The organism is Sphingomonas sp. Leaf37, assembly GCF_920939475.1.
In the GTDB taxonomy this organism is placed as follows: domain Bacteria; phylum Pseudomonadota; class Alphaproteobacteria; order Sphingomonadales; family Sphingomonadaceae; genus Sphingomonas.
On the sequence record NZ_CAKLAX010000002.1, the window covers coordinates 305,187 to 320,529 of the forward strand.

Below are 15,343 nucleotides of genomic sequence, written 5' to 3' on the forward strand. Positions count from 1 at the left end.
GAGGCGGGTGGCTTCAGGCAAATCCAGCTATTGAGCGAAGCTACCCTCCGCAGCCCGGGCGATAGCGTCGCGCGCGGCCGCGAGGATGGCGCCTGCCTTCGCCTCGCATTCGCGCTGTTCGTATTCGGGAATGCTGTCGGCGACGATGCCGGCACCGGCCTGTGCGTGGATCGTCCCGTCCTTCACGATCGCGGTGCGCAGGACGATACAGGAATCCATCGATCCGTCGGGCGAGAAATAGCCGACGCCGCCTGCGTATGCGCCGCGCCGCTCGGGTTCCAGTTGGGCGATGATCTGGCAGGCGCGCACCTTGGGCGCGCCGCTGACGGTGCCGGCGGGGAAGCCGGCAAACAGCGCGTCGATCGCGTCGGCTGCCGGCGAAAGGTCACCGACCACGTTCGAAACGATGTGCATGACGTGGCTGTAGAATTCGATGCCGTAGCTTGCCGTGACGCGGACCGATCCGGGTGCGGCGGCGCGACCGACGTCGTTGCGTCCGAGATCGAGCAGCATAAGATGTTCGGCGCGCTCTTTCGGATCGGCGAGCAGGCTGTCGCGGTTCGCCTCATCCTCCGCGGCGGTCTTGCCCCGCGACCGCGTGCCGGCGATCGGCCGGATCGTGACCTGCCCGTCGCGGACGCGGACGAGGATTTCGGGGCTCGACCCGATCAGCGCGAAGCCAGGCAGGTCGAGATGATAAAGGAACGGAGACGGGTTGATTCGGCGCAGGCTGCGGTAGAGTTCGAGCGGCGGCAGCGTGAACGGTGTGGAAAACCGCTGCGCCAGCACGACCTGGAATACGTCGCCGGCGCGAATGTAATCCTGAGCCCGCGTTACCATCGCCGCGTAGCGCTCGGGCGCCATCGCAGGCGTGTAGACCGATTCGATCGGCTCGGCGCGTACAGGCGTGGGCAGGGGCGTGTTCGCGAGGGCCGCAGCGGTTGCGTCCAGCCGCTCCTCCGCCGCCGCCAGCAGGGTCGCGGGGTCGCGCGACGCATCCGGCCATACCGGCGCGACGAGGTACAAAGCGTCCGCCAGACGATCGAACACGCAAATCACGGTGGGCCGCACGAACAGCATGTCGGGAAGGTCCAGCGGGTCGGCGGCCGGCTGATCGAGCCGCTCGACGAGGCCGATGGTTTCGTAGCCGAAATACCCGACGAGGCAGGCGAGCGCGCGTGGTAGCTCCGCCGGTACGTCGCCACGGCATTCCGCGACCAATGCACGCAACGCCGTCAGCGTCGACTGGCCGGCGGGTTCGAACGCGTCGCGATCGGTTGCCCAGTGGCGATTGATCTCTGCGACGTTTCCGCGCGCGCGAAAGACGAGATCCGGGGCAAGTCCAATCAGGCTGTGGCGACCGCGTGTCGCGCCACCCTCCACCGATTCGAGCAAATAGTCGCCCCGACCGGCCTCGATCAGCTTGAGTGCGGCGGCGACCGGCGTTTCCGTATCGGCGACCTGCCGCCGCCAGACGAACGCGGGTCGTCCTGCGGTCAGCGCCGCCATGTTGGCGCGGTCGCCGTCCACTCTAGTTGCCGTTGCCGGCCAGATCGGCGCGCACCTTCGCGAGCGCTGCCGCATCGGTCTTGACACCCACGGCGATGCGGACGGCGCGAGCGAATTGCTCGGCATATTCGCGGCCGACGATCCGCGCGATGCTGCCACGGGCGCCCGCAACGGCTTCCGGTGTTCCTGCCGCATTGCCGGGTATGATCGTATCAAGCTTGACGATCATCCAGCCGGCATTGTTCGGTGCCTCCAGCAGCTTGGCATTGCCCTTCGCCATGCTGAACATCAGTGCGAGCGCGGGCTGGACGTCGCCTTGAGCCGACGTCAGCTGCGCCCGGGTCGCGCTGGCTGGCTGCACCGGCGGCAGCGTGCGGCCCGACGATGCCAGCGCCTGCGCCAGCGGCGTCCCCTTGTTGACCTTGGCGAGGATATCGGAGGCGAGCCTGCGTGCGGCGGCGCGGGCGCGATCGGCGGTCACGTCGGCGACTACGCGGTCACGCACCTGCGCCAGCGGTCGTGGCGCAGCGCCGACAACGCGGCCGATCGCGACCATCGCGAAGCCACCCTCGGAACCGACCGGCACCAGCTGTGCAGGGTCCCCTTCCGCCATCTGGAAGGCGGCAGCGACGATCGGTGTGATCGCCGGATCGGCAGCGCCGGCGGGAGCATCGGGATTGCCGCCGTCGGCGAGCAGCGCCGGCGTGGTCTGCGCCGCCAGCTTCTGATCGGCGACCGCCTCATCGAAGGTCGCGTTCTTGGCGAGCGCATCGTCAAGCTTGTCGTGCACGTCCGACAATGCTTGTTGCAGCTTTTGCTTCGTCAGTTCGTTCACCAGTTCGGGCCGCGCCTGTTCAAGCGTCTTGCCGGCGACCTGTTCGATTCCTTCGATTCGGGCGACGATCCAGCCGAGCGGACCACGCACCGGGCCGATCACGCCACCCTGCTGCGCAGCGAAGGCGGCATCGGCGATCCCGGCGGTGCTGGCGGCGGCATAGGCCTGCTTGGTCACGCCGCTTTGTACGGCGGGCTCCAGACCGGCGGCGCGGGCCGCATCGGCGATCGACGTTCCGCCCTTCACCTTCGCGGCGAGGGTGTTCGCGCCAGCCTGATCGGCGATCACGACCTGGCTGATCGTCCGCTTTTCAGCAGCGGCGAAGCGCGGCGCTTGCTGGCGATAGGCTGCGGCGACCTCGGCGTCGGTCGGTACGGCGCGCGCCTTGACCTGGTCGGGCGAGACGAGCGCGTAACGGATGATGCGACGTTCCGGCACGGTGTAGCGCGCGATGTTGCGACGGTAGAACGCCTGGAGCTCGACGTCGGTCGGCGCGGCGCCGGTGTCCACCGCCTTGGCGGGAATAAAGGCGACCTGACCACTCCGTTTTTCCAGCAGCAGCGAGGCATAGGGCAGTGCGACCTTCATCGGCACCTGGGTTGCACCCTGTGTCGGCAGCATCAGTTGCTGCGCGATGATATCGCGGGCGATGTCGGTACGAACCTGAGCGTCGGTCAGCTTCTGATCGGCAAGCAGACGCTGATAATTGGCCGGGTCGAACTGGCCGTTGGGTCCGCGCAGGCCCGGAATGCTCGCGATCACGCCGTCGATCGACCGCTTGCTGACGACCATGCCCTGATCGCGACCGAATTCCTCGAGCGCGATGCCGTTGATCGTACGGTCGAGCACCGACTGGAGGCCGCCCTGCGCCAACAGCTGTTCCATCGTCGCGGCCGGTTGTTGCTGGCGTGCGGCCTGCAATTCGGTCTGGACGCGGCTGCGCAATTCGGCCGCGCCGACCTTTCCACCACCGACGGTCGCGACGTTGTCGCCCGACAGCGTCATCGCACCGCCGCCCATGCCCGTGATGTCACCCGCGGCGAAGGCCAGTGCGATCACGCCCAGCACGATAAAGGTGACGACGATGCCGGCCTTGGAATTGATGATCCGGCGAAAGAAGCTGAGCATGGAGAGGCCATCGTCCCTTGAACAATCGGCCTCGCTTTAGGGGGGCTGCGCCTTGCCATCAAGCACGTGGCGCGGCATTGCCTGTTTAACGTGTAAAACAGGAGGCTGGATGACGCGGCGCAAGCTCGTGGCGGGCAATTGGAAGATGAACGGTTCGCGCGCGAGCCTGTCGGAACTCGACGGCATCGCTGCCGCGGCGGCAGCGGCGCCCGGCATCGATGTCGCCATCGCGGTGCCGTTCACACTGATCACACCGGCGGCGGAGCGCGCGCCCACCTTGCAGATCGGCGCGGAGGACGTTCACGAGGCGGACAGTGGCGCGCATACCGGCTGCGTGTCGGCGGCGATGGTGGCCGAGGCCGGCGCACGGTTCGCCATCGTCGGCCATAGCGAACGCCGGGCGGATCAGGGCGAGACGAGCCACGACGCCTGGGCGAAGGCAGCGGCGGCCCGGCGGCAAGGGTTGCATGTGATATCCTGCTGCGGCGAGACCGAGGCGGAACGCGATGCCGATCGGGCCGAACGCGTTGTGCAGGCGCAGATCGAGAAATCGGTGCCGGACAATGCGGACGGCAGCTGGTTCACGCTCGCCTACGAACCACGCTGGGCGATCGGCACCGGGCGTACCCCGACGCTGGAACAGATCGCCGCGATCCACGCCATCGCCCGCGCCAAGCTGCGCATGCTTATCGGCGATGCGGCGGACGGGGTCCGCATCCTCTATGGCGGATCGGTGACCGGCGAGAATGCTGCGACGATCCTCGCTTGTGAAAATGTCGATGGGGCGCTGGTCGGCGGCGCGAGCCTGACCGCGGCGAAGCTGGTGCCGATCATCAAGGCAGCTGCGGGGGTTTAGGGGCTGATTGCCTCGGGCTGGCCAAGCGTCTTCCGTGACCCCGGCCTTGTTCCGGGGTGACGAAGCGCTAGGAGCCGCGCCGGTCAGCGTTGCGAAAGGCGGGGCGGTGCATCATCTGGGGATGATGACGGCTCCCACCCCCTTGCGCGACAGGCTCGGTGCGGCGGCACTGACTGCGGCGATCGTGGTGGCGCTCGGCTACGCACTGGTGCTGGGGCTGGCGTTCAGGGGGGCGCCGGTCGCGATGCAGGAGGCGTTGTCGACGTTCGTCGTCGCGCCCGAACCCCCGCCGCCGGAGCGCGGGATCCCGCCGCCACGCAAGATCAATCGGCCGAGCGGCAAGGCGTCGCCGCCGAACCTGCGGTCGAAGGCGACCGAGGTGACCGCGCCGATTCCCGTGATCCAGATCGCGCCGCCGCCGCCGATCGTGGTCGCACCGCTGCCCAACATCGGTGTGCAGGCGACGTCCGGCGCATCGGATCGCGCGGGGCCGGGCACCGGCGCGGGCGGGATCGGCAACGGCAATGGCGCCGGCGGGGACGGCGATGGCGACGGCAGCGGGCTGGAACGCGTGCCGCGGCTGATCAGCGGGCGAATCAAGGGCTCGGATATCCCCGATGCAATCCTTGACGTCGGGTTTCGCGGCGTCGTCGGCGTGCGCTATCGCGTCGAGACGGACGGGCGCGTGACCGGGTGCAGCGTCGTGCGATCGAGCGGTAACGCGCTGATGGACCAGGCGACCTGCCGCGCCATCGAGAAGCGCTTTCGCTACGATCCCTGGCGCGATGTCGGCGGACGGCCGGTGCGATCGACGGTGCTGCGCGATCAGCAATGGGATATCGATCCGCCAACGATCGACGGGTGAGCGCGGACGGATCGGTGTTCGGGGTCGGCCGGTCGTTCTGTTTTACTTGGTGAACCCAGACGTATTCGAGGGTGAGGCCACACGTGATGCTGGAGCCTCTCGTGATCCCCTCGCGGCACGGTGGACCCCGGAACAAGTCCGTATTTATCCCACCAAGACAAGTGCCTTCCCGAGCGGAGGCCGGGGAAGAGCAGGGGTTACTTGTCTGAAGGGCATAGCCGCCCAACAAGTCCGGGGTGACGATGCCCTGGGGAAGTTCCTGTCCTGCAAGGGAGGCTGCGAGCTTGGATGTCGTGACCGGACGTTAGCGCGAATACCGCTGCTTCAGCATCGCATAGCAGGCGCGCAGGGCGTAGGCGTCGCCGCCTTTCGGGCGACCGGGCTTGGCGCTGGGGCGCCAGGCGAAGACGTCCATATGGGCCCAGGTGACGCCCTTCGGCACGAAGCGGCGGAGGAACAGGGCGGCGGTGATCGCGCCGGCGAACCCGCCATCGGGAGCGTTGACCATGTCGGCGATGTCGGATTTCAGCATCTCGTCATAGCCGTCCCACAGCGGCAGGCGCCACAGCGGGTCGTCCTGCGAAATGCCGGCGGCGAGCAGGTCGGCGGCGAGCGCCTCGTCGTCGGTGAACAGCGGCGGCAGGTCGGGGCCGAGCGCGACGCGGGCGGCGCCGGTGAGCGTGGCGAAATCGAGGATCAGGTCGGGCTCGTCCTCGCCCACCTTGGTGAGGGCGTCGCCGAGGATCAGGCGACCTTCGGCGTCGGTGTTGGTGTTCTCGACGGTCAGGCCCAGCCGCGTGCGCAGCACGTCGCCGGGGCGGAAGGCGTTGCCGGCGATCGCGTTCTCGACCGCGGGGATCAGCAGGTGGAGCCGGATCGGCAGGCGCGCGGCCATCACGAGCCTGGCGAGCGCCAGCGCGTGCGCCGCACCGCCCATGTCCTTCTTCATCAGGCGCATGCCCGACGACGGCTTGATGTCGAGCCCGCCGGTATCGAACACCACGCCCTTGCCGACGATCGCGACGCGGGGGTGGCTAGGGTCGCCCCATTCCAGCTCGATCAGTCGCGGGGCGCGCTCCTTCACCGCAGCCTGTCCGACCGCGTGGATCATCGGATAGCCGGTGGCGAGCGCATCGCCGCGGGTGACCATGAGCGTCGCGCCATGCCGGTGTGCGAGCGTTTCGGCCTGCGCCTCCAGCTCGGCGGGACCGCAGTCGCTGGCGCCCGTGTTGACGAGGTCGCGGACGAGCGCAGTCGCGGCGGCTACGCGCAGCGTTTCCTCGATCCCGGCGGCATCGGTGGTGAGCAGGATGCGAGTGGCGGCGTCTTCGGACTTGCGATAGCGGTCGAAACGGTACTGGCCGAGCAGCCAGCCGAGCGCGGCGGGACCGATGTCTCCCGCGACGCGATAGGTGCCAGCAGGGAGCGCTTCGACGAGCTTCGCGAGCGTCCACGGGCCGGGGGCGTCGGCGATCACCACGGCCTGCACATCCTCGTCGGCGTAGATGGCGTGGGTGCCCGGCTTGCCGGTGAAGCGCTGCGCGGCGAGCGCTGCGCGGACGCGCGGCGGCCGCGCCGACAGCCATGCGTCAAAGGCAGCGGGCGCGATCAGGTCGATCGGACGGGCGGGCTGGCCGCGGTCGGGCTGGAGCAGGGTGTCGGGCATCTCAGTTCGCCGGGCTGACGAGGAATTGTTCGTAGCGTTGCGCGCCGTCGGGCTCGGCGAAGGTGCCGATCGACAGCTTCTGCTTGGGATAGGTGACGGTGTAGCGGCGCTGGACGAAGCCGCCGCGCAGGCGCTTGGCCCCGGCGAGTTCGAAGCCGGTGGGTTCGCCGAGCGCGGACAGGCTGGACCTGTAATCGGCGAGGACCTGAGGCGTGAAATAATAGGAAGCGTTGGCGGTGAGCAGCTTGCGGTCGAGCGTGCCGTTGCGCAGCGAATCGTACATCGCGCGGGCGGCCCTGGTCTTGTCCGCCTCGATCGCGTCCGCTCCTGCGGGCAGGACGACCTTGGCGATGCCGCCGGCGATCGCGACGAAAGCATCTCCGAAATCCGCGTTGGTGAGGACGACGATCGCCGCCTTTTGCTCCGGGAACACGATGTTTTCGGAGAGGAAGCCGACCGCTTCGCCGCTATGCTCAACATAAGGCTGGCCGGCGCGCTTCCCCAGGCTGACGCCGAGGCCGTAATTGGTGGTGCTGCCGTCCGCGAGCAGCACCGGCTTTTCCTGCGCTGCCCAGTCGTCGGCGGGCAACAGGCTGCGGTTGAGCCGCGCGACATCCCATTTGGCAAGATCGGCGGCGCTCATCGACAATTCGCCCGCGGCGAACAGCCAGCCGTCGGCGGGCGGCGGTGCGGCGCGGACCGGGCCGAGGGCGTTGCGGTGGTAGCCGACCGGGAAGCGTCCGCCGATCGCCTTGTCCTGATCGTACGCCGTGATACCGAGCGGTTTGAAGATGCGGCGGTCGAGGAACGCCATCAGCGGTTCGCCGGCGGCTTTCTCGGCGATCATGCCGGCGACCACATAGCCGGTATTGGAATATTGCCACTGCGTGCCGGGCGCGAAATCGAGCGGCTTCTTGCCCCACCGATCGACGATCGCCTCGGGGCTGGTCGGCGTTTCCATCGCTTCGAAGCTGTAATCCTGCGGCCAGTAATCCTGCAGGCCGGCGGTGTGGCTGAGCAACTGGCGGATGGTGATCCGGTCGCCGCCGCTGATGCCGGGCAGGTATTTGGCGACGGTGTCGTCCATTGACAGTCTGCCGTCATCCTCGAGCAGGAGCAGCGCGGCGGCGGTGAACTGCTTGGAGATCGATGCGATCTGATAGGGCGCGTCGGTGCGGGCGGGCGTGGCGTCGGATTGCTTGCCGTACGCCTTCACCAGCACGACCTTGCCGTCGCGAACGATCGCGATCTGGGCCGACGGCGTGCCTGTGGTGGCGAGGCCTTCCGCCACGACCTTGTCGACGGCCTTCATTTCGCCGAGCGTCAGCGATTGCGCGGCGAGGGTAGCGGGGGCGGCGGTGAGCGCCAGTGCGGCGGCAAGCGTTCGAAACAGCATCTCCGCTTGCTGCCACATTCGCGTCGCTACGCAACAGGATATTCCCGTCAGCCGCACCTTCGTGTCGCCGGCCAGCGCCGAGGATCGGCTTTAGCGCTTCGGCCAACGCCAGTCGGGACCGAAGCGCTGGCCGGAAACACGCGTCTCGCCCATGTCCTTGGCGAGAGCGATGCTGCGCGCCTGCTCGCTCGCGCCGAGTGCATCGATCAGGGCGCCGCTGTGCGACACGACGATGATCTGGCACGTGTTCGCGCTGGCGAGCAGCAGTCGGGCCAACGCCGGCAGCAGCGACGGGTGCAGGTTCGCCTCCGGTTCGTTCAGGACCATCAGTTCGGGCGGCCGTGGCGATAGAAGAGCGGCCACCAACAACAGGTAGCGCAACGTGCCGTCCGACAGTTCGCTCGCACCCAGCGGACGGAGCATGCCCGGCTGGCGCATGCCGATCGTCACATGATTGGGACCGCTGGCGGTGAACGCGATCGACGAGCCGGCAAAGGCGTCGTCGACCGCGTTGTCGAGCGCAGCACCATCGCCGATGGCATGGATCGTCGCGATCGCGGCGGTCAGATCGCTGCCGTCGCTCGCCAGCACGGGTGTGTAGGTCGTTACCTGCGGACGGCGGGCCGGCGCGGTCTGATCGGTGCGGAGCGCATCGTAGAAGCGCCAGTTCCGCATCCGCTCCCGCATCAGCAGCAGTTCGAGGCCATCCCTCGGGTCGGCGGCATGGGTCACCATCGTATCGAAGGACGACAGGTCCACGGGACTGCGTCGCCATTCGCCGGTCTCGCTAGTGCGCAGCGTGACCAGGGGGCCGCGTCGCTCGGCAAACAGGTTGGCACGGCCGAGCAGTTCGCCGTTCCACATCGCCTCGACCTTGATCTCGGGATCGTTGGCGAATCCTGAACCGGGGACCGGCAAACCGAGGTCGACCGCGTAGCCGAAGTCAGCGCCCGAAAAGCCCAGCTTGAGCGCGATGGGATCCGATCGACGGGTGCCTTGCACCGGCACGCGACCGCTGCGCATGTCGGCACTGATCTTCTCGGGTCCAGCCCACAACACCGAGGACAGGCCACCCTCTTGAGCGAGCGATGCGATGAGCCGTCCCTGCGCGACGTCCGACAACAGGCGAAGCGATCGGTAGAGGCTCGACTTGCCCGATCCATTCGGACCAGTGACGATGGTGAGTGGCGCCAGATCGACCGTCATATCACGGATCGATCGATAGCCGGCGATGGCGAGGCGGGTCATCATCGCCAAAGCTTGCGCCGATGCTCCTGACCCGTCCAGCAGAGCGAGCTAAGAGCCGTTACCGTCGTGGTTTTACGTCAGAGCGGCACGCCGTACAGGTCGTGTTCGTCCGCGTCCTCGATCGCGACCGGCACGATGTCGCCGACCGCAAGGTGGGCGGCGTCGCGAAGGAAAACCTGGCCGTCGATCTCGGGCGCGTCGGCCTGGCTGCGGCCGGTCGCACCTTCTTCGCCGACTTCGTCGATGATGACAGGCAGCGTGCGGCCGATCTTTGCGGTAAGCTTGGCGGCGCTGATCGCGGCGGTTTTCGCCATGATGCGCTGGTAGCGTTCCTCCTTCACTTCTTCCGGTACGTGGTCGGGCAGGAGGTTCGCTGCCGCACCTTCGACCGGTTCGAAGCGGAACGCACCGACGCGGTCGAGCTGCGCTTCGTCGAGCCAGTCGAGGAGGTATTCGAAGTCCGCCTCGGTCTCGCCGGGGAAGCCGACGACGAAGGTCGAGCGGATCGCGATATCGGGACAGATGTCGCGCCACTGATGGATGCGTTGCAGCACCTTGGCATCGTTGCCGGGGCGCTTCATCCGCTTGAGCACCGACGGCGCGGCGTGCTGGAAGGGGATGTCGAGGTAGGGCAGCACCAGCCCCTCGGCCATCAGCGGGATGACCTGATCGACGTGGGGATAGGGATAGACGTAGTGGAGGCGGACCCAGGGTGCGATCTTGCCGAGTTCGCGGGCGAGATCGGTCATGTGCGGCACGACCTCCTGCCCCTTCCATATCCGCGGTTCCTTGCGGATATCGATGCCGTAGGCCGACGTGTCCTGGCTGATGACGAGCAGTTCGCGGGTGCCGGCGGCGACCAGCTTTTCCGCCTCGCGCAGGATCGCGTCGGGGCGGCGGCTGACGAGATCGCCGCGCAGGCTGGGGATGATGCAGAAGGAGCAGCGGTGGTTGCAGCCCTCCGAAATCTTGAGATAGCTGTAATGGCGCGGCGTCAGCTTCAGGCCGGCATCGGGGATCAGGTCGATGTAGGGCGACAAGTTGGCGGGCGCAGCCTCGTGCACCGCCTCGACGACCTGTTCGTATTGATGCGCGCCGGTGACCGCGAGCACCTGCGGGAAGCGAGCGCGGATGACGTCTGCCTCCTTGCCCATGCAGCCCGTCACGATGACGCGGCCGTTTTCGGCGATCGCCTCGCCGATGGCCTCGAGACTCTCCTCCTTGGCGGAGTCGAGGAAGCCGCAGGTGTTGACCAGCACGACGTCGGCGCCGGCGTAATTGGCCGACATCTGATAGCCGTCGGCGCGCAGCTGGGTAAGGATGCGTTCGCTGTCGACCAGGTTCTTGGGACAGCCGAGCGAAACCATGCCGACGCGCGGCGGGGAGGGAAGACGAGTTGCCATGAGAACGGCTCACATAGTCGTTTTCGCATGGTTTCGCCAGATGGTCCGGCTAGAGCGCGGACAAGGAGTAAGCGTGCATGCTGGCGATTGGTTTGATGTCCGGGACTTCGCTCGACGGGATCGATGCGGCACTGATCGAGACGGATGGCGAGGGGCAAGTGCGTGCCGTCGTGTTCCGGGGGGAGCCCTATTCCGATGCGGCGCGGGCGCAGCTGGCGGCGGCGACCGCGCTGGCGCTGACGTTCGATCGGCCACGGGCGAGCCCTGATCTGGTCGCGGCGGGGGAGTTGATCGACCGGACGCATGCCTTTGCGGTGCACAAGCTGCTGCGCGAGGCCGGGGTCGAAGCGTCGGCTATCGACGTCATCGGCTACCATGGGCAGACCGTTGCGCATCGGCCGGATCGGGGCTGGACGTGGCAGATCGGCGATGGCGCGGTGCTGGCGCGGGCGACCGGTGTGACGGTGGTGAGCGACTTCCGCAGCGCCGACGTGGCGGCGGGCGGACAGGGCGCGCCGTTGCTGCCGGTCTACCATGCGGCGCTGGCGGCGGGGCTGGAATTGCCGGTGGCGGTGCTCAACCTGGGGGGGGTCGCCAACATCACCTTCGTCGGGGCGGACGGGACGCTGGTCGCGTTCGATACCGGGCCGGCGAACGGCTTGATCGATAGCTGGGTCGAGGCGGCGACGGGGGCGCGGTTCGACCAGGGCGGCGCTTTGGCAGCGGCGGGGCGGGTCGACGAGGCGGTGTTGACGGGCATGCTCGACCATCCCTTCTTCGAATTGGCACCGCCCAAGAGCCTCGATCGCAACGATTTCACCATCCAGCCGGCGCGCGGGCTGGCGGCGGCGGATGGGGCTGCGACGTTGACCGCCTTCACCGCGGCGAGCGTCAACGAGGCGATCGATCGGTTGCCGGCGCGGCCGAGGCGGCTGATCGTGGCGGGTGGCGGGCGGCATAATCCGACGATGCTGCGGATGATCGGGGAGCGGACCGGACTGGTGCCGGAGCCGAGCGATGCGCTGGGGTGGAACGGCGATGCGATGGAGGCGGAGGGGTTCGCGTATATGGCGGTGCGGACATTGAAGGGGCTGCCGATCAGCTTTCCGGGGACGACCGGGGTGGGCGAGGCGATCGTCGGTGGGGTGGTAAGTCGGGTTTGATCTCTAAACTCCCGTCATCCCGGCGAACGCCCAGACCGATGGGTGCGAGCGATCAGTGATGTGAGCGCCACCTAGGCCACGCGTCCATGGGTCCCGGCGTTCGCCGGGATGACGGGTGGGAACATGGTTTAGCGCGCGCCGACACTCACCGGAATGGCACACCCGTTGATTTCGCGCACCACGGTATAAATCGGCTTGGCGGGCGGCATGTCTCCGAGCTTGCGGGCGCCGGGGGGCGGCACGTCGCCGACGCGCCGGCTGGCGACGCGCGGGCAGCGTTCGCCCGTCTTGCCGATAACCGGCGTGTTCGTCTTTTTCGGAATGGGATTGGGCCCCGGCGTGGCTAGGGCGGTGGTCGGCAGCAGGATGGCGAACAGGGGCAGGCAGCGCATCGTCTTTCTCCCGTATCCAAGTCTATCGTTTCCGCGTCAGTTCCCGCATCGCGTCGTCGAGGCCGGCGAGGGTCAGCGGGTACATGCGGTCGGTCATCAATTCGCGCAGGATGCGGATCGACTGGCTGTAGCCCCATTGGCCGTCCGGCACCGGGTTGAGCCATACCGCGGCAGGATAGGTGTTGGTCAGCCGCTGCATCCACACCGCGCCCGATTCCTCGTTGTGATGCTCGACCGAGCCGCCGGGATGGGTGATTTCATATGGGCTCATCGACGCATCGCCGACGAACACCAGTTTGTAATCGTGGCCGAACTTGTGAAGCACGTCCCATAGCGGCGTGCGCTCGGCGAAGCGGCGGCTATTGTCCTTCCACACCCCCTCGTACGGGCAATTGTGGAAGTAGAAGAACTCGAGGTTCTTGAATTCGGCGGTCGCGGCGCTGAACAGTTCCTCGCAGAGCTTCACCCACGGGTCCATCGATCCGCCGATGTCGAGGAAGAGGAGTAATTTTACCGCGTTGCGGCGTTCCGGTCGCATGCGCACGTCTAGCCAGCCCTGGCGCGCGGTGCCGTCGATCGTGCCGTCGATGTCGAGTTCGTCCGCCGCGCCTTCGCGCGCGAAGCGGCGCAGGCGGCGGAGCGCGACCTTGATGTTGCGGGTGCCGAGTTCGCGGGTCGAATCGAGATTCCTGAATTCGCGCTGGTCCCACACCTTCAACGCGCGGCCGTGCTTGCCCTCTCCGCCGATGCGGACGCCTTCGGGGTTGTAGCCACCGTTACCGAACGGGCTGGTGCCGCCGGTGCCGATCCATTTGCTGCCGCCCTGATGCCGGGACCGCTGTTCCTCCAGCCGCTGCTTCAGCGTCTCCATGATCTCGTCCCACGAGCCGAGCGACTTGATGCGTTCCATCTCGTCCGGCGTCAGGAATTTCCCGGCGACCGCCTTCAGCCAGTCGGCGGGAATATCCTCCGCCTGCGTGCCGTAGGTAGTGGTGATGCCGCGAAAGACCTTGGCGAAGACCTGATCGAAACGATCGAGCAGCCCCTCGTCCTTCACGTATGTGGCGCGGGCGAGATAATAGAAGGCTTCGGGGGTACGATCGATCACCCCGGCGTCGAGCGCCTCCAGCAGGACGAGATGTTCCTTCAGGCTGGCCGGAATCCCGGCGGTGCGAAGCTCGTCGAGGAAGTTGAGGAACATGCCGGCATCTTACGCGCGCGGTGCGACGTGTCTACCGGTCCGCCGTCGGAACATAGGCGTCGATCAGGGCGCCGACATAGTCGGGGTTGCGACTGGTGAGTTGGGGCGAGGGGCGCCCGCCGTAGATGAATCCCTTGACCGGATAGATGCTGCCGCCGAGCCCGTCGGCATCGCGAAACCAGACCTTTACCTCGCTCCAGTCGTTGTCGTCGGAGACGTCGTAGAGCGTCACGTCCTGTTCGGCATGGCCCCGCTCGCCGTTCTGGCGCGACCAGTTGGCGTGGGTCAGCATCAACACCCGCTTTTCCACGACGCGGCTGACGACCGCGACATGGCCGAGCGGCAGCCGACCTGTCTTGGCGAAGACGATGACGGAGCCGGTCTGGGGCGTGTGGCCGCGGTCGTATTTGCCGTTCGCCTGATCCCACCACGTCCACGCGTCACCATAGATCTGGATGCCGGATGCGGCGCGCGCGAAGGGGACACATTGCCCGACGTAATCGAGCAGACCTGCCGATGCGACAGGACCGGCGGCAAGCAGCATTGCCGCCAATGTTGCAGCGGCCGCGATGCCGCGTCTGGGAAGAAAGCCCCGCATAGCGTGGGTTTAGGGCCGGCAGGATGACTGTCAGGTTGGCGATTGTGGTTAAAAGGACATGAAACCGGCAATTATTTGCCGGTCGTTGCGGGGGCGGAATGAGAGTTCAGGCTGCCGGCATATTCGGTCATCCCGGCGTTCGCCCGGATGACGGATATCGCGAGGACGACGGATATCGCGGGATGACGGATATGTATTCAGAACCGGATCGTGGATCGGGAGCCTCAGCGCCCCTGCCGCTTGGCCATGAAGGCCAGTCGTTCGAACAGCATGATGTCCTGTTCGTTCTTCAGTAGCGCGCCGTGGAGGGGCGGAATCGCCTTGGTGGGATCGCGGTTCTGGAGGACGTCGAGCGGCATGTCTTCGTGCAGGAGCAGCTTCAGCCAGTCGAGCAGCTCGCTGGTGCTGGGTTTCTTCTTGAGGCCGGGAACGTCGCGAACGTCGTAGAAGATGTCCATCGCCTTGCTGACCAGGATCTTCTGGATGCCGGGGAAGTGGACATCGATGATCGCCTGCATCGTGTCGCGGTCTGGAAACTTGATGTAGTGGAAGAAGCAGCGACGCAGGAAGGCGTCGGGCAGCTCCTTTTCATTGTTGCTGGTGATGACGACGATCGGGCGTTCGACCGCGCGGACGGTCTCCTTCGTCTCGTAGACGTGGAACTCCATGCGATCGAGTTCCTGCAACAAGTCGTTGGGGAATTCGATGTCGGCCTTGTCGATCTCGTCGATCAGCAGCACGGGCGGAGTCGGGCGGGTAAAGGCTTCCCACAATTTGCCGCGGCGGATGTAATTGGCGATGTCGTGGACGCGCTCGTCGCCGAGCTGGCCGTCGCGCAGGCGGGCGACGGCGTCATATTCGTACAGGCCCTGCTGCGCCTTGGTCGTCGATTTGACGTTCCATTCGATCAGTTCGGCGCCGGTCGCCTTGGCGATCTCATAGGCCAGCACGGTCTTGCCGGTGCCGGGTTCACCCTTCACCAGCAGGGGGCGGCGGAGCGTGACCGCCGCGTTGACCGCGACCTTCAGGTCGTCGGTGGCGACATAGCTTTGCGTGCCTTCGAAGCGCTTCATGGCCGTTCCC

Annotated in this window: 13 protein-coding genes; 3 read left to right on the forward strand and 10 right to left on the reverse strand. The window is 67.0% G+C overall.

The window, feature by feature from the left end; all coding sequences use genetic code 11:
- Positions 1–27: 27 nt before the first annotated feature.
- Positions 28–1,509 (reverse strand): anthranilate synthase component I, encoded by a 1,482-nt coding sequence (gene trpE, locus LRA87_RS06795; protein ID WP_230631175.1) that lies wholly within the window; start codon positions 1,507–1,509, stop codon positions 28–30.
- 22 nt (positions 1,510–1,531) lie between these two features.
- A complete protein-coding gene (locus LRA87_RS06800; protein ID WP_230630374.1) occupies positions 1,532–3,472 on the reverse strand; it encodes a peptidylprolyl isomerase in 1,941 nt (646 codons plus the stop codon).
- A 109-nt stretch (positions 3,473–3,581) separates the two neighbouring features.
- On the opposite strand from LRA87_RS06800, the gene tpiA reads away from it, so the two are divergent.
- Entirely contained in the window at positions 3,582–4,328 is a 747-nt protein-coding gene (gene tpiA, locus LRA87_RS06805) for a triose-phosphate isomerase (RefSeq protein WP_230630377.1), read from the forward strand.
- A gap of 121 nt (positions 4,329–4,449) precedes the next feature.
- A complete protein-coding gene (locus LRA87_RS06810; RefSeq protein ID WP_230630379.1) occupies positions 4,450–5,193 on the forward strand; it encodes an energy transducer TonB in 744 nt (247 codons plus the stop codon).
- Positions 5,194–5,497: 304 nt separating this feature from the next.
- Here LRA87_RS06810 and LRA87_RS06815 read toward each other — a convergent pair whose 3' ends face one another.
- From LRA87_RS06815 to rimO, 4 genes are all read right to left on the reverse strand, one after another.
- Positions 5,498–6,859: a leucyl aminopeptidase family protein gene (locus LRA87_RS06815; protein WP_230630382.1), complete on the reverse strand. Its 1,362-nt coding sequence runs from the start codon at positions 6,857–6,859 to the stop codon at positions 5,498–5,500.
- A 1-nt stretch (position 6,860) separates the two neighbouring features.
- Positions 6,861–8,273, reverse strand: coding sequence for a serine hydrolase domain-containing protein (locus tag LRA87_RS06820; RefSeq protein ID WP_443024847.1), 1,413 nt, complete (start codon positions 8,271–8,273; stop codon positions 6,861–6,863).
- A gap of 72 nt (positions 8,274–8,345) precedes the next feature.
- Positions 8,346–9,506 (reverse strand): AAA family ATPase, encoded by a 1,161-nt coding sequence (locus tag LRA87_RS06825; protein ID WP_230631176.1) that lies wholly within the window; start codon positions 9,504–9,506, stop codon positions 8,346–8,348.
- Between the two features lie 74 nt (positions 9,507–9,580).
- Complete coding sequence (gene rimO / locus LRA87_RS06830) at positions 9,581–10,906, reverse strand: 30S ribosomal protein S12 methylthiotransferase RimO (RefSeq protein ID WP_230630387.1); 1,326 nt, start codon at positions 10,904–10,906, stop codon at positions 9,581–9,583.
- Between the two features lie 77 nt (positions 10,907–10,983).
- Between rimO and LRA87_RS06835 the strand changes: the two genes are divergently transcribed.
- Positions 10,984–12,069 (forward strand): anhydro-N-acetylmuramic acid kinase, encoded by a 1,086-nt coding sequence (locus tag LRA87_RS06835; protein WP_230630390.1) that lies wholly within the window; start codon positions 10,984–10,986, stop codon positions 12,067–12,069.
- Between the two features lie 128 nt (positions 12,070–12,197).
- On the opposite strand, the gene LRA87_RS06840 is transcribed toward LRA87_RS06835, so the two are convergent.
- From LRA87_RS06840 to LRA87_RS06855, 4 genes are all read right to left on the reverse strand, one after another.
- Positions 12,198–12,461 carry a hypothetical protein gene (locus LRA87_RS06840; RefSeq protein ID WP_230630392.1) on the reverse strand — a complete coding sequence of 88 codons (264 nt, stop codon included), beginning with the start codon at positions 12,459–12,461 and terminating at the stop codon, positions 12,198–12,200.
- Between the two features lie 22 nt (positions 12,462–12,483).
- Complete coding sequence (locus LRA87_RS06845) at positions 12,484–13,662, reverse strand: vWA domain-containing protein (protein WP_230630395.1); 1,179 nt, start codon at positions 13,660–13,662, stop codon at positions 12,484–12,486.
- A 31-nt stretch (positions 13,663–13,693) separates the two neighbouring features.
- Positions 13,694–14,260, reverse strand: coding sequence for a CHAP domain-containing protein (locus LRA87_RS06850; protein WP_230630397.1), 567 nt, complete (start codon positions 14,258–14,260; stop codon positions 13,694–13,696).
- Between the two features lie 224 nt (positions 14,261–14,484).
- Complete coding sequence (locus tag LRA87_RS06855) at positions 14,485–15,333, reverse strand: AAA family ATPase (protein ID WP_230630400.1); 849 nt, start codon at positions 15,331–15,333, stop codon at positions 14,485–14,487.
- Between the last annotated feature and the right edge of the window lie 10 nt (positions 15,334–15,343).